General features: G+C 45.9%; 15 protein-coding genes. 11 read left to right on the top strand and 4 right to left on the bottom strand.

From position 1 onward, the window contains the following. Positions 1-70: 70 nt before the first annotated feature. Both L0659_RS16470 and L0659_RS16465 read left to right on the top strand, forming a co-directional pair. Positions 71-1963 carry a TonB-dependent siderophore receptor gene (locus L0659_RS16470; RefSeq protein ID WP_235127715.1) on the top strand — a complete coding sequence of 631 codons (1893 nt, stop codon included), beginning with the start codon at positions 71-73 and terminating at the stop codon, positions 1961-1963. A gap of 50 nt (positions 1964-2013) precedes the next feature. Continuing rightward, positions 2014-3096: a YncE family protein gene (locus tag L0659_RS16465; RefSeq protein WP_235127714.1), complete on the top strand. Its 1083-nt coding sequence runs from the start codon at positions 2014-2016 to the stop codon at positions 3094-3096. A gap of 69 nt (positions 3097-3165) precedes the next feature. Here L0659_RS16465 and L0659_RS16460 read toward each other — a convergent pair whose 3' ends face one another. The 4 genes from L0659_RS16460 to L0659_RS16445 form a co-directional block, all read right to left on the bottom strand. After that, complete coding sequence (locus L0659_RS16460; RefSeq protein WP_235127713.1) at positions 3166-3906, bottom strand: M48 family metallopeptidase; 741 nt, start codon at positions 3904-3906, stop codon at positions 3166-3168. Positions 3907-3976: 70 nt separating this feature from the next. Then, on the bottom strand, positions 3977-5314 hold the full coding sequence (locus L0659_RS16455) for a DEAD/DEAH box helicase (RefSeq protein WP_235127712.1): 1338 nt from the start codon (positions 5312-5314) through the stop codon (positions 3977-3979). Between the two features lie 24 nt (positions 5315-5338). Then, positions 5339-7981: a valine--tRNA ligase gene (locus L0659_RS16450; RefSeq protein WP_235127711.1), complete on the bottom strand. Its 2643-nt coding sequence runs from the start codon at positions 7979-7981 to the stop codon at positions 5339-5341. 76 nt (positions 7982-8057) lie between these two features. Next, on the bottom strand, positions 8058-9884 hold the full coding sequence (locus L0659_RS16445; protein ID WP_235127710.1) for a sensor histidine kinase KdpD: 1827 nt from the start codon (positions 9882-9884) through the stop codon (positions 8058-8060). Between the two features lie 484 nt (positions 9885-10368). Between L0659_RS16445 and L0659_RS16440 the strand changes: the two genes are divergently transcribed. The 9 genes from L0659_RS16440 to nuoE all read left to right on the top strand — a co-directional run bounded on the left by L0659_RS16440 (position 10369) and on the right by nuoE (position 20930). Then, a complete protein-coding gene (locus L0659_RS16440; protein WP_235127709.1) occupies positions 10369-10950 on the top strand; it encodes an adenylate kinase in 582 nt (193 codons plus the stop codon). Positions 10951-10971: 21 nt separating this feature from the next. Then, positions 10972-11979, top strand: coding sequence for a GTPase ObgE (obgE, locus tag L0659_RS16435; protein ID WP_235127708.1), 1008 nt, complete (start codon positions 10972-10974; stop codon positions 11977-11979). A 74-nt stretch (positions 11980-12053) separates the two neighbouring features. Beyond that, positions 12054-15215 carry a sialate O-acetylesterase gene (locus L0659_RS16430; RefSeq protein ID WP_235127707.1) on the top strand — a complete coding sequence of 1054 codons (3162 nt, stop codon included), beginning with the start codon at positions 12054-12056 and terminating at the stop codon, positions 15213-15215. Positions 15216-15374: 159 nt separating this feature from the next. Further along, on the top strand, positions 15375-17525 hold the full coding sequence (locus tag L0659_RS16425; RefSeq protein ID WP_235127706.1) for a sialate O-acetylesterase: 2151 nt from the start codon (positions 15375-15377) through the stop codon (positions 17523-17525). A gap of 197 nt (positions 17526-17722) precedes the next feature. After that, positions 17723-18097, top strand: coding sequence for an NADH-quinone oxidoreductase subunit A (locus L0659_RS16420; protein ID WP_235127705.1), 375 nt, complete (start codon positions 17723-17725; stop codon positions 18095-18097). Positions 18098-18124: 27 nt separating this feature from the next. Then, complete coding sequence (locus L0659_RS16415) at positions 18125-18667, top strand: NADH-quinone oxidoreductase subunit B (RefSeq protein WP_233794856.1); 543 nt, start codon at positions 18125-18127, stop codon at positions 18665-18667. Positions 18668-18673: 6 nt separating this feature from the next. Then, positions 18674-19174 (top strand): NADH-quinone oxidoreductase subunit C, encoded by a 501-nt coding sequence (locus L0659_RS16410; protein WP_235127704.1) that lies wholly within the window; start codon positions 18674-18676, stop codon positions 19172-19174. Positions 19175-19192: 18 nt separating this feature from the next. Beyond that, entirely contained in the window at positions 19193-20419 is a 1227-nt protein-coding gene (gene nuoD / locus L0659_RS16405; protein WP_235127703.1) for an NADH dehydrogenase (quinone) subunit D, read from the top strand. Positions 20420-20432: 13 nt separating this feature from the next. Further along, entirely contained in the window at positions 20433-20930 is a 498-nt protein-coding gene (gene nuoE, locus L0659_RS16400) for an NADH-quinone oxidoreductase subunit NuoE (protein ID WP_235127702.1), read from the top strand. Positions 20931-20933: the final 3 nt, after the last annotated feature.

The following is a 20933-nucleotide window of genomic DNA, read 5'->3' as shown; positions in this document are numbered from 1 at the left end:
TTCGGAGGAAAAGCGAAGCTGATCGTGCTACATATTTGACACCAGGGTGATTATTGACCGGAAGTTTTTCTTGGCTTTGACCATTGCCACATGCCTTTTCTTCCCGGAAATGCTTGTTGCGCAACGAGATAGCATTCGCCTTGAACCTGTTATCGTCAAAGGTTTTGTTCCTGAAAAATTCATGAGCGGGCTCAAAATTCAAAAGTTCGATTCAACTTCCCTGAATGTTTTCCGCTTTCAGAATATCAGCGACCTGCTTTCGCTTTACACTCCGATCGCATTTAAAAATTACGGGCCGGGACAATTAAATACGGCTTCCTTCCGTGGAACATCGGCTAATCATACCGCTGTGTTATGGAATGGGCTGAACATTAACTCACCTATCCTGGGCCAAACTGATTTTTCAACGATTCCTGTAACCGGTTTTGACCAGCTTTCTGTTCAATATGGCTCTGCTGCGAGCATTGTCGGGAGCGATGCGGTGGGTGGAAGCATTTTGCTGGGAAGTGCGCCTTCAACTCGGCCTTTGCAGCTTTCTGTTGGCCGTCAGCACGAAAGTTTTAACAATCATCAGACGCAGGTTACAGCCCGTTATGCAGCTGTGATCAATGATCAGTGGAGCTTTTCGGGGAAAACCAATGTGTATGACGGTCGTATGAACAACGATTTCCCTTATTCAGAACGGAATCAGTATACAGTCTTGCCATCGTCTTCCTTGCAGAGCGGCCTCGTACAGGATCTGTTTTTCAATTCAAAAAATGATCACCAGATTTCGGCGCATGTGTGGCTGACCCGCAACCGGCTTACATTAACACCTGAGGACAAAGCGGGCCGTGAGCTGACATTAACAGAGGCTTACCGAACCATGCTGCGCTATAATTACAAGGATTTTACAATCCGGACTTCCTGGGTAAGGGACATTATAGATTATGCGAAAGGCGATTACCGCCAATTGGACCATGCAGTAACCGACAAATTTTCAAACCGCATTGAACGCGATTTTCAATTCAATCAGTTTCAAATCAAGGCGGGTGGCGAATGGGCACATTACCGCGCGCATGTTGCGGGATATGATAAAGCATTGGTTACCGAAAACAGAGGCGACCTTTTCCTGCTTACCCGCTGGCAAGCAACTGCGCGCCTGGTCGTTTCCGCAAACCTGCGGCAAGCATTTGTAACCAAATTCGATCCGCCATTCACGCCTTCGCTGGGTGCAGAATATGTTTTAGCCCAAAAAGAAGGTTACAATTTGAAAGCAAAGGGTTCGGTAGGAAGAAGTTACCGCGTGCCTACATTGAATGAGCGTTTTTGGAAAGACCTGGGAAATCCGGATATCAGGCCCGAAAATGGCTGGAATAAAGAAATCGGGCTGGAACAAAACATTGCTACGCCTTTAAACCATGGATTTTCTGCATCATTAACGGCTTATCACAACCGCATTAAGGACTGGACTTACTGGAATCCCACCAAAAGTTACCACGTAGAAAACTTGCAGCAAGTGCTGGCACGCGGAATTGAGCTGCAGGCTGGCTGGCGATATGATGTAAATGACTGGAAATCGGGTATTAATCTTGGGTATGCACGCAACAACAGTTCTCAGGAAAGGGCTTATGACGCCTATTCGTCTGATATTATTGGCAAGCAGCTTGTGTTTGTGCCCATGCATTCCGGAAATTTGAATGCATTTATCCAATATAGAAATACAAGGCTGACCGGTCAGGCGCAGACGATTAGCAAACGCTTCAGCACTTTTGACAACTTACAATTTTTAGAAGGATATACGCTCACAAATTTGCTGGCGGAACATACTTTTGTTTGGGATAAAGTAAAAATGCGCTTGCAGGGACAGATCAATAATCTTGCAAACACGTTCTATTTAAATGTAAGGAACAATGCAATGCCCGGAAGGAGTTTTGCACTGAGTTTAATTTTAATTTATGATCCGCCACATTCCGCAAAATGATTTTTCAGTCGGTTACATGGCAAAAGTTTTTACAATTAATAAAACAGAAAATGAAAAAACAGTTATTCAGAGTAACAGCATTTACATCTTTATCCCTTTTCGCATGGTCGTGTAACCAAAGCGACCCTGCTCCGAAGGGCGATTATATCCAGGGCGTATTTGTGGTGAATGAAGGCAATTTCTCCCAAAATAACGGAGCGATCTCATTCTTCACCAGAGAACAAACCACTGCGCAGATTGACATTTATGATGCAGCAAACGGGACAACATTAAAAGGCGGCGTGCAGGATTATGTAGCGCAGGACGCGACCGGGATCATTTTGGTGGATAATATGTCTGCCGGGCAGGACAAGGTCGAGATCGTAAACAGCAACACTTTTCAGAAAATAGCGACCATTGGTGCGCCGGAAATTGAAAACCCTCGGGAAGTGGTTTTTGGGGCTAATAATAAAGCATATGTTTCTTGCTGGGGAGCTAACGCAGATTTCAAATTCACAACCGGCTATGTAGCTGTTATTGACCTGCTTACCAATAAAGTGGTTAACCAGATTGACATTACATCGGGCGGCCCTGAAAACCTGGTTTTCAATAACGGCAAGTTGTTTGCAGGAACAGTTTCCTATGGCGGCGGCACAACATTGACGGTGATTAACACGAGCACAAATGCAATTGAAAGATCACTTCCTTTTGAAAGTGCGCCGAACCCGATCGGACTGGATGCGGATGGGAAACTTTGGGTAAATGATGGCATTAAGGTCATCAAAATGAACCCTGATTCTTACAATGCGGACGCTACATTGTCATTAGGCAGCGACGCCACCAAAAGCGCATACAACTTTGCGTTTAGCTCGGATCGCAGAACCGTTTTCTTTGTCCTGTCCTCTTTTGACGCTGTTGGCGAGCACGGAGCAACTTATAAATTCGGCATTAGCGATGCACAGGTTAATGTTACTACGCCATTAATCAAACGCATTTTCACAGGCCTGGCAGTGGATCCTACGCAAGGACTTCTTTACGCAGGCGTGACGCCTTCATACGCGCAGGCGGGTTATGCGGTGCGTTACCGCGCAGACGGGTCGCTTGTTGATTCTATCAAAGTGAATGTTGCTCCAACCGGATTTTTCTTCAAGTAAAAGTTATTGCAGCAAACGAAAAAAGTCTCCTTCACGGGAGACTTTTTTTATGTATATCAAAATCGAATGCTATTTAAAGAACCCTAGCGGATCAGGCTTTTTAGCTTTTAGCAGTTCCACAAAATCAAGGTTCATCTGGTTAAAGTCAAGAGTCCGGCCTTTGTGTAAATGTTCCCAGGACTTATCCAGATCATTGAGATTATAATGCAGCAACGCCAGGTTATATTGGCCCAATGCATAAGTCGAATCTAATGCAGTGGCCCGGTTGAGCAATTCGGCGGCCTCATCGAGTTCTTCCTTTCGGCTTGTGATCGCGTAAAGTTTTAGATCAACTGTTGATAAATCAACGAGTAACGGGACATTCTCGCCCTGCAAACCGATTCCTCGGCTTAACATTCTCTTAGCGTCAACCCAGTTTTCGCGCTGGTAGGAAATTACCCCCAGCCCCCAATAGGCTTCCACATTTTTATCATTCAGTAAATGTGCAAGGTTGAAACGATAGCAGGCTGTATCCAATGATCCTTCCTGCAAATATTCCCAGGCGCGTGCTGTAAAAAAGCTGCTTGCCTCGGTACGGCTCGTAAATGACTTATCACATTCACTCAGAAAACGGATTTCCTCGTCAATCTGCTCAGAGGTTTTGCTTACTTCCCCGAACAGCGGAAGCACACGTCTTTCTTTTAATTCTAAGGGCTTTTTTTGAGCAAGGTTCGTATCTGTATTTGGTCCGGCGCTCGCGAGATGGGTGTTTTGTGCAAGGCCAAATACTGGAATAAGAATAGCAAGCCAAATAACAACGGACTCTTTCATAGGTAACTTATAATAGAGAAACAGGTTTTCTATTGTCCAAGTTAAACGGTTTTATCCGAATTGTATTGCATTATTTCCGTTTACTTCTTCCGGATGAATTGCGCCGGTTTGACCCTCCTTTACCGGGTTGTTTCTGCGCCGGGCGATAGGTTTTTTTCTTCTCATGGAAGGCTCCCAAAAACGTTGGATCTTCTCTTCTTTTCTGGTTATCGATCTCACGAAGCATGTCCTGGCGCTCTGTAACGGGCGTTGACGCAATTTCCAGATCGTCAGGCAACTGCATTCTGGGGATCTCCATCCGGATCATTTTTTCGATTTTCTGGATGTGGTATTCGTCGGCCATCGTCATGAACGTAATGGCCTGCCCAATGCGGTTTGCACGTCCCGTCCGCCCGATCCGGTGGACGTAATCTTCATAGATCAACGGCACATCAAAGTTGATCACGTGGCCCACATCCGTAATGTCAATGCCCCTGGCAACCACGTCTGTAGCCACCATTACGCGGACAGAACCTTCCTTGAATGCTTCCATCGCATTGGTCCGGGTGTTTTGTCCTTTGTTGGCGTGGATTACTTTTAATTCATCTTCACGAACCACTACATCCAAAAGATTCTGGTGCACCAATCCCGCAACCTCGCGGCTCCTGGTAAAGATCAGGACGCGGTTGAATGCTTCCCTGTCTTTCAGCAAATGAGTCAAAAGATTGACCTTCGTGCGGAAATTGGGCAGCTCGTACAGTGACTGCGTGACCATCTCGGCCGTTGTGGCCTGCGGCGTCACTTCTATTCGTGTAGGGAATTCTAAAAATTCGAAGGAAAGCTTCTCCACCTTATCCGAGAATGTGGCTGAGAAAAGCATGTTCTGGCGTTTTCTTGGAATGATTTCGAGCAGCTTCCGAATTTGCGGCATGAAGCCCATATCCATCATTTTGTCCGCCTCGTCCAGGATCATGACATTCAAATGCTTCACAATAACCTCTTCCTGAAAATAAAGGTCCATGAACCGGCCCGGGGTAGCAACGATAATGTCAACGCCTTTCCGGATCGCTTCAATCTGTGATTTGGCTCCTACCCCACCGAAAAGAACGACAGTCCGGATGTCTGTGTATTTGCTCAGTTGCGTGATCGCCTCTGAAATTTGCATCGCCAGCTCGCGCGTAGGGGCCATAATTAATGCCCGGGCGTGCTCGCCCTGGGCATATTTGATGCGCATCAATAATGGTAATGTATAGGCGGCGGTTTTGCCTGTGCCTGTTTGGGCTATGCCCAGAATGTCCTGTCCGGATAAAGCGAGCGGGATGGCTTGTTCCTGGATCGGTGTCGGCTCGGTATATCCCGCATCTTCAATGGCATTGAGTAATTGACGGTTAAGCTTGAATTGCTCAAATTTGTTTTGCGTAGTCTGCATGCCGCAAAGGTACGAAAACTCACACTAACCTAATCTTGCAAGCGCTTCTTTCAATGTTTCCAGCTTCGCTTCCGCATCCGCCTGCTTCTGGCGCTCCTTCTCTACAATGTCGCCTTTTGCATTCTGCACGAAGCGTTCGTTAGACAATTTTTTGATCACGGAGTCCAGAAAACCTTGCGTGTATTCCAATTCGCGTTGCAGATTTTCCTTTTCAGTTTCTACGTCCAGCTCATCCGCCAGATTCACAAAAAACTCATCCGATTTTACCCTGAATGCTGTTCCTTCACCTTCGCCGGTCACATAACCAATGCTTTCTACATTAGCCAGTTTTAAAATCAACGGTTCCAACGCCGCGTAACGCGCTTCACTATCCGTGCGAATGGCAAGCGGAAGCGCAATTTTTGGACTGATATTCTTTGCATTCCTTAAATTCCTGATCGCAGAAATAACCTCAAATAGTATTTCAAAATCATTCAGAAGCGACTGATCAATGTTTGCGCCTTGCGGGAATGGTGCAATGCAAATGGAATCTTTGTCTTTTCTTTCAATAATATTTTGCCAGATTTCTTCCGAAATAAATGGCATGAACGGATGCAAAAGGCGCATTAACCGGTCGAAGAATTCTAATGTGGCCTCGAAGGTTTGCTTGTCGATCGGTTGCTCGAAGCCGGGCTTGATCATTTCCAGATATTGCGCGCAGAAATCGTCCCAAATCAGTTTGTAAACCGAGTTAAGCGCATCGGAAATGCGGAATTTGGAGAAATGGTCCTGAACTTCCAGAATGGTTTGGTTTAATTTACTTTCAAACCATTGTATAGCAAGTTGCGAACCTTCCGGAGATGACAAATCATCAGAAACCTGGAAACCTTTCACCAGGCGGAAAGCATTCCAGATCTTGTTTCCAAAATTCCTTCCCTGCTCTACCAATTTATCATCATAAGGAAGGTCATTTCCTGCCTGCGAGCTAAAAAGCATGCCCGTACGAATACTATCCGCACCATACTGATTGATGAGATCAATCGGATCGGGCGAGTTACCAAGCGATTTGGACATTTTTCTGCCCTGCTTATCCCGCACAATTCCGGTCAAATAAACGTTCTTGAATGGATATTGTCCTTTGTATTCATAACCGGCAATAATCATACGCGCCACCCAGAAAAAAAGGATTTCAGGGGCCGTAACCAGGTCATTCGTAGGGTAATAGTAATTAATGTCTTCGTTATCAGGTTCCTTAATGCCATTAAAAACAGTGATCGGCCATAACCAGGATGAAAACCACGTATCCAGCACGTCCGGATCCTGCTCAATGTCCTCTTCGGTCAACGCAAAAAGCTGGTAATCCATCTGAGCTTTGCGCAACGCTTCTCTTTTGGATTTGGCAATGATCGTGGTGCCGTCTTTCAGATAATAAGCCGGAATGCGGTGGCCCCACCAAAGCTGGCGGCTAATGTTCCAGTCGCGGACATTCTCCATCCAGTGGCGATATGTATTTTTAAATTTCGCAGGAATCAGCTGCACCGTGTCATTCATCACATTCTCGAATGCCGGCTTGCTGATTTTCTCCATTTTCAAAAACCATTGCTCCGAAAGCCGCGGCTCGATGACCGAGTTCGTCCGTTCGGAATGGCCGACGTTGGATTTATATTCTTCTGTTTTAACCAGGTTACCCGATTCTTCCAGCAGCTTAATGATCTTTTTACGCGCAACAAAACGGTCTTCGCCGATTAGGATCTGCGCCTTGTCATTCAATGTGCCATCTTCGTTCAGCAGATCGATAACAGGCAGATCGTGTCTTTTGCCCAATACATAATCGTTCGCATCATGCGCAGGAGTCACTTTCAGACAGCCCGTTCCGAATTCCATCTCCACATATTCATCCGCAATGATCGGGATCGCACGATTGATTAATGGAATGGAAACTTGTCTGCCGATCAAATGCTGGTAACGCTCGTCATGCGGATTTACACAAATCGCCACATCGGCCATGATCGTCTCGGGCCGCGTGGTGGCAATGATGATCGCCTCATCTGTAAGTGCCTCGCCGATTTCGTCAACCAAAGGATATTTTAAGTAAACCAACTTTTGATTTACCTCTTTCATGATCACTTCTTCATCCGAAACCGTCGTGCGCGCCTGCGGGTCCCAGTTTACCATGCGGTGGCCGCGGTAAATGTCCCCTTTATTATACAGGTCAATAAAAACGTCGATCACTGAATCGTACAAATCGGGCTCCATGGTGAAACGCGTGCGGTCCCAGTCGCAGGAAGCACCCAATTTACGCAATTGTTGAAGGATAATGCCACCGTATTTGTGCGTCCATTCCCAGCAATATTCCAGAAATTCATCACGGGTAAGGTCGCGTTTGCTGATGCCGCGTTCTTTGAGCATCGCAACTACTTTTGCCTCTGTGGCAATAGAAGCATGATCCGTTCCCGGAACCCAGCAAGCTTCCTTGCCTTCCATGCGCGCCTTCCGAATCAGAATGTCCTGGATTGTATTATTAAGCATATGCCCCATATGCAGCACACCCGTGACGTTTGGGGGAGGAATAACAATGGAGTAAGGTTCCTTGTCGGGATTTGGTTTTGAACTGAAAAACTTGTTTTCAATCCAGTAGGAATACCATTTATCCTCTATTTCCTGGGGGGCATATGTTTTGGAAATCATTGTACAGTCAGAAATTGCTGCAAATCGCAGCTGGTCATCTAAAAAGATGGCAAGTTAGGCGTTGCAGACGAAATTTCTAAACTAATTGTTCCTCTTTGCTAATGGGCAGCCAGACGGTAAATGTGCTGCCTTCACCCGGTTTGCTCTCCACCTGAACGGTTCCTTCGTGCGCTTCGACCATTTTTTTGACATAACTCAATCCCAGCCCGAAACCTTTCACATCATGCACATTACCCGTTGGAATGCGATAGAATGTGTCGAAAATGCGGTGCTGCTGCTCGCGGTTCATGCCAATTCCACTGTCGGAAATTGAAATGTTGATGCCGTTGTTCTCATTCCAGGTCCTGATCCTGATGTGCAATTTTTCAGGTGAGTATTTAATGGCATTGTCTATGAGGTTATTAAGCACATTTGAAATATGGATTTCATCCCCTGAAACCACCTCATGCGTCGCCTCAAAATCCAGATCCACTTCTCCATCCCGCTGCTCGATCTGCACGCTCTGCGCATTTAAAGCCTTGCCGATCAGGTCGTGGACCTCGGCTTCGCTGATCTTTAATTTCACATGGCCTTTATCCAGAAGCGCCATTTGCAGCACTTTTTCGACATGCGTTCCCAGCCGCTTGTTTTCTTCCTTAATAATGCCCAGATAACGGTCGAGTCTCGAACCGATCGCTGCTTGCGAAATCGAAGCTGAGTTCTCCTGCGCCATTTCCGCAGCCAGTGCAATGGTTGAAATGGGTGTTTTGAACTCGTGGGTCATGTTGTTGATAAAATCATTTTTAATGTCGGAAAGCTTCTTCTGGCGCAAAATGGTGGTTACAGCCATGTAAAAGCAAGCCATAATGACGATAATCAAAATGCCGGAGCCACCGAACATGACACCCATATTGCTCAGAATGTATTTCTGCTGATCAGGAAAGTATACATATAAAGAATTAGGTGCATTAATTGTTTCGCTGGGGAATAGTGATGCCTTGTAAGACTTTTCTTCCCATTCCCGAGGCCGCAGACTCGCCGTAGAAAAGATCAGACTGTTATCCGACCGGCCCCTGACGGCGAATTCATAAGGCAACGCAATGCCATTTTCTACAAATTCCTTTTTTAATAATGTATCCAGCAGGAAACGGTTCACGCGCTGTTCGATAGGCCTTTTGGTATAAATAAAATCTTTCATAACCTCTTTCAGCAACGACGCCCGGTCGGGTTCCGCATCGCTGATGGAGACGTTGGTGCTTTTGCCATTCTTTCTGGACTCCGGAATGGCCACCTGGCGGTTCGCGATCTTCCTTTGAGCAGAATCAGGATGCATTCCGTTGCCTGTCTGGTATTTTTTACTATCACTTTCCTGCATTCCTCTGAATGCGTTTCCTAAGCGCCTTTCGTCGTCCAGCCTTCTGCGCATGAATTCATCGATGCCGGCCGCGCCATATTGCTGCGCCTGGAAAAATTCTTCCATGATCTGCTGCTGATGCTCCACCATCACCCGGAAATTCGGGCTGAGCACATCGGTTGGAACGGCTTCTGTAATGATCTGATAATGTATTTCTTCGCCATTAGGACCGATCGCGATTTCCATGCGGGGCTGTGTGCGCTGGGCTAGCTCGCGGGCAGGTTTGCTTTTGGTGACCTGCGTTTTCCTGACCGGCGTGTTCCGCAGCTGGGTAATGCGGTTCAGCTTGCTTTTTTGTTGTTCTGTTTCGATCCTGCGTTGCAGCAGATACATCATTTCCTGCTTTTCGAGGCGGTGCACCACTTCCTGCACGGATTCCGAAACCTTTTGATTGAACTGCTCATTGCGGATCGCAATGGCCTCACGGATCCAATACCATTGAAATCCAATAAGACCAATGAGCGCAATGCACATTAAGCCGACTATTATCTGAATTTTCCTCTTCGTCATAAATTTAAATTCTCCGGTGCAACGCGGCGTCCGGATTCACCAACATTCTTGCTGAGAACAAATTTAAAGCATCCGCCCGGGCCAATCTTGTTTTTAACAAAATTTAACACCCGTTAAAAAATGCTTCTGATAATTTTGTAAACCATTCATACACATAACCTAATCTCACTTATGAGGACTTCTTGAAACCTGCAAGTGTGCGTTCGCTGGCTGCTTATACAAATAATCCTGATAATGATGTGCTAAACCTCAAATTCGAGTTTCCGCAGAAAGGCGATGTAAGTGTGATCGTTACAGATAGGCGGTCAAACGCGTCGTAATTCCCTGATTTATTCAAAAAAATATTCTATGTCCTCCTGATTTTAAGCCATCAGGAGGATTTTTTATTGTAAAAATACTACTAACTATTAGGCTGGCATTTATTTAGAATTGTAAATTTGCCGAAAAACACCATTCCACCGCGACATCAATTTTTTTTGCAACTATGCTGAATCTTATACTGTTTGGCCCTCCGGGTGCAGGTAAAGGCACTCAAAGTGAAAATATTATTGCTAAATACAAACTCATACACCTCTCGACAGGTGATCTGCTGCGATCAGAAATCCAGGCAGGATCAGAATTGGGCCTTAAAGCAAAAACATTGATGGATCAGGGCATTTTGGTGCCTGATGAGGTGGTGATCGGCATGATCGACAATAAGTTAAAAGAACACAGGAATGCTGCCGGCTTCATCTTCGACGGATTCCCGCGGACTGTAAAGCAATCGGAGGCGCTTGACCAGCTTTTGGCCAGCTATGATGAAAGTATTTCCGTAATGATTGCGTTGGTTGTAGACGATAATGAGTTGCTTGCTCGTTTGCTTAACCGTGGAAAGACTTCTGGTCGCCCGGACGATCAGAATGAAGAGCTGATCAGCAAACGTATCCAGGAATACAACAGCAAAACCAAACCGGTTGCTGACTATTACCAGGAACAAGGAAAATTTGTTGCAATCGACGGAATTGGTGAGATTGATTTCATTTTTGAAGAAATTAATAAGGCCATTTCGCAGGTTACTGTTAAATAATTTTACTCATTCACTATACACATGGCTTCCTCCAATTTTATTGATTACGTCAAAATTAATGTGCGCTCCGGTTCTGGCGGTGCAGGTTCACTGCATTTCAGAAGGGAAAAACACGTTGAAAAAGGCGGTCCGGACGGCGGTGACGGCGGACGCGGCGGTCACGTGATCCTAAAAGGGAACAGCCAGCTATGGACATTGCTCCACCTGAAATATACCAAGCACATCAAAGCCTTTGATGGAAAAGGCGGTGAAGGCGGGCGACGTTCAGGCGCAATCGGTAAGGACATTATTTTGGAAGTGCCGCTGGGAACAATCGCTAAAAATGCGGAAACCGGAGAACAACTTTTTGAGATCACAGAAGACGGCCAGGAAGTGATTCTGCTGAAAGGCGGTCGCGGCGGAATGGGAAATGACCATTTCAAATCGGCTACGAACCAAACACCGCAGCACGCGCAGACAGGAGAAGCAGGGCTTGAAGCCTGGATCATCCTGGAATTGAAGGTGTTAGCGGACGTGGGCCTGGTTGGTTTCCCTAATGCAGGCAAGTCCACATTGCTTTCCGTGGTTTCAGCAGCACGCCCGGAAATTGCGGATTATCCCTTTACCACATTGGTGCCCAATTTGGGCGTAGTTTCTTACAGGGACTACAAATCTTTCGTTATGGCCGACATTCCCGGCATTATAGAAGGCGCATCTCAGGGAAAAGGCCTGGGCTTACGCTTTTTGCGTCATATAGAAAGGAATTCCATCCTGCTGTTCATGGTTCCTGCTGACAGTGAGGACATTAATGCTGAATACGAAACATTGCTCCAAGAGCTAAGAATATACAATCCTTCCCTTCTCGATAAGAATCGCATTCTCGCGATCTCGAAAATTGACGTGCTTTCCGAAGAAGAACGCGCTGATTTAAAAACGCAAGTTCCAGCATCCATACCCAGTATTTTAATTTCTGCAATTACCCAAGAAGGAATTGAACAATTGAAAGATCAGATATGGAATCTCATCAATTCGCCGTTGTCCGTAAAATAAATTTTCTTGAAACAGGCAACCAATTGATGCAATTTGTGTGTCCAAGGAGTTAATCTAATGAATTTTTATTCCTCATGAAGCACTATCTACCATACTTGTTCTGGGTAGGATTAATCTTGTTTTCGTTCACCTCTTCCGCGCAAGTAAGCATTGATTTTCCTACGGACCGTGCAGTATTTCAACGGGATAAGGGCAATCGCGCTAACATTTACATTTCAGGCACTTACACAAAAATCACTACAAGAATTGAAGCGAGGCTGGAAGCTATTAACGGCCAGGGCCGCAATACTGAATGGAAAGATCTTGATATTGGCGGTGGCTTTTACACCGGGAGCCTTAGTACAGATGGCGGCTGGTATTCACTCCAGGTGCGTGCTTACAACGGAGATCAGCACATAGGAGATGCGCGGATAGACCATGTTGGCATAGGGGAAGTATTTATCATCGCCGGACAATCCAATGCGGAAGGTTTTAAAGATGTGGGCGCACAAGGTGCGCAGGATGACCGTGTAAGCACTATTAATAAGCTTTACAACGAGTCTTTCCCACAAACTTACGACATACACCCGTCTTTTAGCCACCTGGATGGAGAGACAAAGATATCACCAAGAGGAAACTCTGCATGGAGCTGGGGAAGGCTTGGCGATCAGCTCGTTAACAAGCTTGGCGTCCCGGTATTGTTTTACAATGTTGCCTGGACAGGGACCGCGATCAGAAACTGGAAAGAAAGTATCAATGGTGAAACGCAATCTGTGTACGCACCGGTGAACTTCCAGCCATTCGGAATGCCTTACGGAAATATGCGTAATGTGATTCAACGCCTAACACCGATTACCGGGTTACGGGGCATTATCTGGCAGCAAGGGGAGTCTGATCATGTCAGACCCATAAGCTCTGAGGCGTATTTCAATGATTTAAAGACGGTTATCGAAACGAGCAGAAATGATGCAGGCGAAAATATTTCCTGGATTGTTTCCATTACTTCTTACGACAACCGGCTAGGACCATCGTCGAACGTAACGAATGGACAGCAACAGGTTATTAATAATGTTCCGAACGTTTTTCAGGGACCAAATACCGATGTGATCCAAATTCCCCGTATAGACGGCGAAGGGGTCCATTTCAGAGATGATGGCATCAGGCAGCTGAGCGATGCATGGGCACAGCAACTGAATGATAATTTCTTTGCCAATTCTAATCCCTATCAGGGCGTGAGACCATTGAAAGTCACAGCTGCATGTGCTGGAAATGGTAATCTGAACTTAACTGCCGATAATGATGGCCTCTCACAGTTTAACTGGAGCAATGGGTCAAATTCCAATACAGCACAAGTTGGAAACGGCACTTATCAGGTTAGCGCACGTGATGGAAAAGGTCGTTATATCTTCTCCCCGGATATCAGGGTTAACGAAAACATTCAACCCAATAGACCAACGATTCAGCTTGAAGGAAGCAACCCGGTTTGCTTGGGTAACACTGCAACATTGATATCAAGCATTTCCGAAAACGTGCGATGGAGCAACGGGTCCACGAGCGACCGGATAGGCATCACTACGGGTGGCGAATATTCAGTAACTACCAGGAACGTGTATGGTTGTGAGTCAACGTCAGATAAAATCACAATGACGGTTTCTACCGCACCTTTGCCACCAAAGCCAAAAATCGCTGCTTCGGGCGTTCTTGAATTTTGTGATGGCGGAGAAGTAAGCCTTACCTCCGACTCACAATTGACAAACGCCTGGTCAAACGGCGGCAACACGGCAACCATCGTCGTGAAGTCTTCTGGTGAATACAAGGTAAGAGCAGTGGATAATGTCGGATGCTACTCACCTGATTCCGATCCTGTTAATGTGAAGGTTAATGCATTACCACAAAAACCTGTGGTGGCATTAAGCGGGAACACTACTTTCTGCCAGGGTGAGAACGTGACCATGACTTCCAACTACGATAGTGGAAATATATGGAACACGGCAGCTACTTCAAAAGCAATAACAGTTACAACCTCAGGCACATTCTCGCTGAAACAACGCGATTCAAATGGCTGTGAAGCGACTTCGGACGAGATAGCTGTGAGAGTAAATGCGCTTCCGGCAACACCGGCCATTACCGCATTGCGCCCAACAACATTCTGCCTTCGTGATTATACGACATTAAGAAGCAGTGAAGCATTTTCTTACCAATGGAGCAATGGCGAAACCGGCAGAGAAATCGAGATTCGCAATTCCGGTAATTTTACAATTGCTGCCAAGGATGAAAACGGATGTGTATCTCCTGTTTCGCCGGTTGTAAGGGTTGTTGCGAATGTCCTTCCCGAAACACCCACGATCCGCGCTGATGGCCCGACGGTTTTCTGTGCCGATCTGAGCGTTAATCTGCAATCTTCGGCAGCCGCTGCGTTCCTTTGGAGCAATGGCGCTTCGACTCAATCATTAAAAGTTACCACGCCAGGAACATTCTCCGTGCAGACGATCAACGAATTCCAATGCTTTTCTGACCCTAGTAACCAGATTACCACAGAGACGCTTGCCCTGCCGCCAGCACCCAATGTCGCTGCGGAAGGCGACACGACTTTCTGTGATGGTGACTTCGTTGTACTGAAAGCAACATTGGGAAATACATTTTTTTGGAGCACCCTGGAAGAAGGTGAAAGCATTCAGGCAGATACATCGGGTAACTACGCAGCGAGGGTGCGGGATGAAAAGGGCTGTTATTCACCATTTTCGAGATTCATCAAAGTGGATGTAAAGCCTACGCCAACCCGGCCGACGATCAAACAAATCGGGGTGTTTACATTGCTGGCAGAAAATAATTTAAATTCAGGAGATCACGTCTGGAAGCTCAACGGGCAGGAGCTGACCGAGAATGGAACGACATTGAAAGCGATCCGGTCGGGAAGTTATGTAGTGAACAATACAGTGGTTTACAGCCCGACGTTAACTTGTTTTTCAGATTTCTCTGATCCATTCAACTTCATTGCTGATACCCAGAATCCAGGTTTTGTTACTTATCCAAACCCGGTTGTTGACGGTAAGATCACTATTGAAACATTACAAAACTTGAATAACGCGGAAGTACAGATCATTGACAGCCGCGGGGTTATCCACCGAACCTTCCGGGTGAACAGATTTGACAGTCAGCAATTCTTTAATATCCAGGGCTTATCAAGTGGTTTGTATGTGGTACGGATCGTTTCGGTGGCGTTTACGGCATCCCAAAAGCTGATTATTGTTCAGTAAACGGTCATAGCACCTGTGATGTAATCAAAAAAACGGAATAGTGATATTTTAGCAAAAATAATCATTTACATTTGTGACCGTTTTGTGATGCGCACACGCCCATGTCGAAAATCCAACATCTGTCAGATATACAAATTTTTACCCTGTTTAAGAATTCCAATGCGTTATAGAATTATTCTCCCGGTTGTGGCAAAGGCATTGCTGTTAATCAGTATTATATCTTCAACTGCTTTCTCGCAAATCCGAATCACTTCACCAGCTTTCCAGGCTGTATATCAGCAAAATATCAGGGGACAGAGAGAAATAACCGTTACGGGAACATTTACTGTCCCGATGGACAAAATTGAAGCCCGCGCGGTGCCTGTGGTACAGGGTCAGGGCTTTGAAACACCTTGGAAATCTTTGCAGGAGGCTCCTAAGGGCGGCGTTTTTAAAGGTGATATCACATTAACAGGCGGCTGGTATTCTCTCGAAGTCCGCGGACTTTCAGACGGAAAGGTCGTTGGCAGGGACATTCTTTCCAGGCTGGGTGTTGGCGAAGTTTTTATTATCGCAGGACAGTCCAATGCGCAGGGGTTAAAGAAGTATCCAGGACCTTCGGCTCAGGATGATCGTGTAATGTATGTTTCCAACTACAATAATGATGACGTCGATCGCTTAACGGACCCTGTTCCGCCGGCATTCTCTAAAATATCAAGAGATCTTGGAATTATGTCTCCGAGAGGCCAGTCGGCATGGTGCTGGGGTGTATTGGGTGATTTATTGGTTGCAAAATTAAATGTTCCTGTATTGTTCATCAATGCGGCCTGGGAAGGCACTTCCATTGAGAACTGGGCGAGCAGCGCAAAAGGCCTGACCACAAAAAATAAATACGGCGGCTTCGTATATCCTCCTGAAATGCCATTTGCCAATCTGAGGATCGCCGCTAGAAATTACGGTAACCAATATGGCCTCAGGGCGGTGTTGTGGATGCAGGGAGAAACAGATGCATTATTTAAAACTCCTGCTGCCTCTTACCGGGACGATCTTCAGTTCATTATGAACAGATTAGGGGCTGAAACGGGAGATAAGCGGATTACCTGGGTAATTGCAAGGACTTCCAGAACATCTGCCGGGGATAAAATCCCGTCTTCATTAAATCCTGAGATCATTGCTGCCCAGAATGCCGTTTTAGATACAAGGTTTAATCCTACCTATCCCGGACCCGAGACCGATCCTTTGGTTCCGAATCGCGGCGATAATACGCACTTTGTTGGAAAGGACATAACGGATTTTGAAGGCACTAACCAGGCCCTTACAATTCTGGCGAATGCCTGGAATGAGAGCCTTGACGCAAACTTTTTCTCCACAGCAACGCCTACGAATCCTGCACCGATCCCTGATATCGAGGCAGCTTGTGTGACGGAGAATAATGCTGTTACCATCACTTTGCCGACCGGTTTTGCTTCCTACTTGTGGAACAACGGCGCTACCGGAAACTCCATTACGGTTTCTGACGCCGGCACTTACCGCGCCACGGTGAAGGACAATGCAGGAAATTCTATCTTGACTTCGGTCGTTGTGCTGGATAACGGCGCAAAACCAAATCAGCCAACCATTCAGCAACAAGGCGATCAACAGGCTTGTTTTGATTCTGCTTTTCAATTCTCCGTTGCCGACGGCACGGACATTTACAGCTGGTATAAGCAAGGATCGAACGACGTGATAGCGACGGGAGCAACTGCGCAGATTGCGGAAAGCGGTAATTACTATGTGAAGGGCAGGAATATTTTTGGCTGCGTTTCTGAGAATTCTGCTGTTTCTTCGCTGATCATCAGACCCGAAATTTCCAAACCGGTTATTGAACCGTCAGGCCCGTTCAGCATTATGGCCAGCATAACTGAGGATCTGGATGCAAAATTCATTTGGCGCAGACCTGGAATAGAGTCGGATACGACAGCTAACCTGATCAAAATCCTGAAAACAGGTGAGTACTCGACGAGAGCGCAGGTTGTATTTCAACTTGGCGATGATTTGCTGACTTGTTATTCCGATACAGCGACCCGCGAGTTCAAGACCAATGAGCAAAATGAAGTTGTTATTTACCCGAACCCAAGCGAGGGTAATTTCGTATACATCGAGTCGAGAGATAACATTCGCGATGCGGCGGTAACGATCTTCGACATTTATGGAAGGGTTATCAGAACGACAACACCAAGGCTGCTGGATAGCCGCGTTGAAATAGACATCAGATATCTGCCGACGGGAAAATATATTATCCGGGTAACCGGCGAAGGTCAGAGCCTTACGAAGCAGATTGTGATCCGATAAGCTTCAATCATCATTTTTTTTGTTCATAAGCCCCGGCCATCCGGGGCTTATTTAGTATCATACTAATTAGGCAAAAGATAAAGTAAAGAATTTGATTGATAAATTTGCAAAGGCTAATTTTGAGAAACCAGAAAGAAAGTCACCGCTGACAACATTTTCACGTTGATTTCGTAGATAGTAACTGAATAACTGACTCAATGAACAATTCATATTTCCCTTCTGATTACCTGCCGATATTGGTTCAATTCATCCTCGCTGCCGGCTTTATTGGTGGCACAATGATTGTAACGCACCTAATTGGCCCAAGCAGGAAGAGCAAGTTAAAAGACGATCCGTTTGAATGTGGTATTGAATCCGTGGGCGATGCGCGCACGCCGATATCCGTAAAATATTTTCTTGTTGCCATCCTATTCGTCCTTTTTGATGTTGAGGTGATATTTATGTATCCCTGGGCAGTTAATTTTAAGGATTTAGGAATGTTTGGGTTTGTAGAAATGTTATTATTCATGGCATTGCTTCTTTCCGGGTTTTACTATGTGATCCGCAAAGGAGTTTTGAACTGGGAAGAGTAATCAACAAACTTGGATAACAGAGAAATTATGAAAGAAGTAACGATTGTGGAGGCTCCGCAAGGACATAGCGGATCTGGTTTTTTTGCAACTTCATTTGATGAAGCCATAGGGTTGGCGAGAAGTTATTCGCTCTGGCCACTTCCTTTTGCAACCTCTTGCTGTGGAATTGAATTCATGGCAACAATGGGAGCACATTACGATATATCCCGTTTCGGATCCGAAAGACCAAGTTTTTCGCCCCGCCAGGCCGATTTGCTGATGGTTATGGGAACGATCGCCAAGAAAATGGCGCCCGTTGTAAAGCAGGTTTATTTGCAAATGTCTGAGCCCCGTTGGGTTATGGCAGTTGGTGCGTGCGCTTCAAGCGGCGGAATTTTTGACACTTACAGCGTTCTGCAGGGAATTGACCGTATCATTCCGGTAGACGTGTATGTGCCCGGCTGTCCGCCACGTCCGGAGCAGATCATCGACGGCCTGATGCACATTCAGCATCTGGCGCAGAATGAGAAACTTCGTCGCAGGAACACCGACGAGTATTCTGAATTATTAGCATCATATAATATTCAATAATCCCCTATGCTAAGTAACCAGGAGGTAGCCGAAGCGCTTTTGGAAAAATTTGGTGATCAGGTTTTTGACTTTGAAGAACCTTACGGATTGCTGACGCTTTCAACCTCTCGTGAGGAAATTATCCCGCTTTTAGAATTTTTGCACAAGCATAAAACTTACCAGTTTATCTTTTTAACAGATATTACCGGCATCCACTATCCTGATAATGCAGGAAAGGAGTTTATGGTTGTGTATCATATGCACAGTTTCGTGCACAATTTCCGTGTTCGCATCAAGGTGAGCATTGCCGAAGCGGACATTCACATTCCGACGGCAACGGGCTTATTTGCTTCCGCCAACTGGATGGAACGCGAGACTTACGATTTTTTTGGGATCATGTTTGACGGACACCCCAATTTGAAGCGCATTCTGAACATTGAGGAGATGGATTACTTCCCGATGAGACGGGAGTTTCCGATGGAAGATGCAACGCGCGAAGACAAAACAGATGCCCTTTTTGGCCGATGACCCTATACTGAGTAAGATATGGCAGATATTGAATTATTACCACATAATGTTCCCGCAAACGCCGATCTACCTGAGCTGGTTGAAGAACTGACCACGCTTAACCTCGGTCCTACTCACCCTGCAACGCATGGTATTTTCCAGAATATCCTGAAAATGGATGGGGAAAAAATCGTTTCCGGCGAACAGACCATTGGATATATACACCGTGCATTTGAGAAAATTGCTGAAAGAAGGCCATTTTACCAGATCACAACCCTTACAGACCGTATGAACTACTGCTCCTCCCCGATCAACAATCTGGGATGGCATATGACGGTTGAAAAACTACTGAGCGTAGAAGTTCCCAAAAGAGCGCAATACATTCGCGTGATTATGATGGAACTGGCACGGATTACGGATCACCTGATTTGCAACAGTATTTTGGGTGTGGATACGGGTGCTTTTACCGGTTTCCTTTACGTAATGCAGAAACGTGAGGAAGTTTACGAAATCTACGAAGAGGTTTGCGGTGCGCGTCTGACGACCAATATGGGCCGTTTGGGCGGAATGGAGAGAGATCTTTCTACCACGGCGATCCGCAAGATCCATGAGTTTATAAAATCCTTCCCACCTGTTCTGAAAGAGTTTGAAAAGCTGCTCAATCGCAACAGGATTTTCATGGACAGGACCATTAATGTAGGTGGTATCTCTTTGGAACGCGCATTATCTTATGGTTTCACAGGTCCTAATCTTCGTGCAGCCGGTCTGGATTATGATGTAAGGGTGATGAATCCTTATTCGTCTTATGAAGATTTTGAGTTTGATATTCCTGTCGGTCAGCATGGCGACACGTATGACCGTTATATGGTTCGGAATGAGGAAATGTGGCAAAGTCTGAAGATCATAGAACAAGCCATTAATAACCTTCCGGAAGGACCTTATTATGCCGATGCGCCTGAATATTACTTACCTCCCAAAAAAGAGGTTTACAGGAGCATGGAAGCCCTTATTTATCATTTTAAAATTGTCATGGGAGAAATTGATGCTCCTATCGGCGAAGTTTACCATGCAGTGGAAGGCGGCAATGGCGAGTTGGGCTTTTACCTGATCAGCGATGGCGGCCGGGCTCCTTACAGGCTGCATTTCCGTAGACCAAGCTTTATTTATTACCAGGCATATCCCGAAATGTGCAAAGGAAGCACGCTTTCCGATGCAATCCTGACCATGAGTAGCCTGAATGTAATTGCAGGTGAGCTGGACGCCTAAAAATATTCAAGAAATGACTGAATCATTAAATCCGGTTGCATTTACACCGGAAAGACAGGAAAAAGTAAAAGAGATCATAGCACGTTATCCTGAGGGCCGTCAGAAATCGGCTCTTTTGCCTGTTTTACACGTAGCCCAAGAACAATGGGGCTGGTTAAGCAGCGAAGTGATGGACCATGTTGCCAGCTTATTAAGCCTGGAACCTGTTGAGGTTTACGAAGTTGCGACTTTTTACACCATGTATCACCTGGATCCTGTCGGGAAACATGTCATTGAATATTGCCGCACTGGCCCATGCTGCCTGATGGGCGGAGAGGATGTTTATGGTTATTTGAAACAAAAACTGGGCATCGACGCCGGACAAACAACTGTCGACGGCAATTTCACATTGAAAGAAGTAGAATGTCTGGCAGCATGTGGCTGGGGACCTGTTTTTCAGATTCGTGAGAAATATTACATGAACCTGACAAATGAGAAAGTGGATGAAATTATTGAAGAGTTGAGTAAATAGCGT

Source organism: Dyadobacter sp. CY347 (assembly GCF_021502655.1).
In the GTDB taxonomy this organism is placed as follows: domain Bacteria; phylum Bacteroidota; class Bacteroidia; order Cytophagales; family Spirosomataceae; genus Dyadobacter.
Note: the sequence above shows the minus strand (reverse complement) of the source record. Positions and strands in the feature narration are given on the sequence as shown.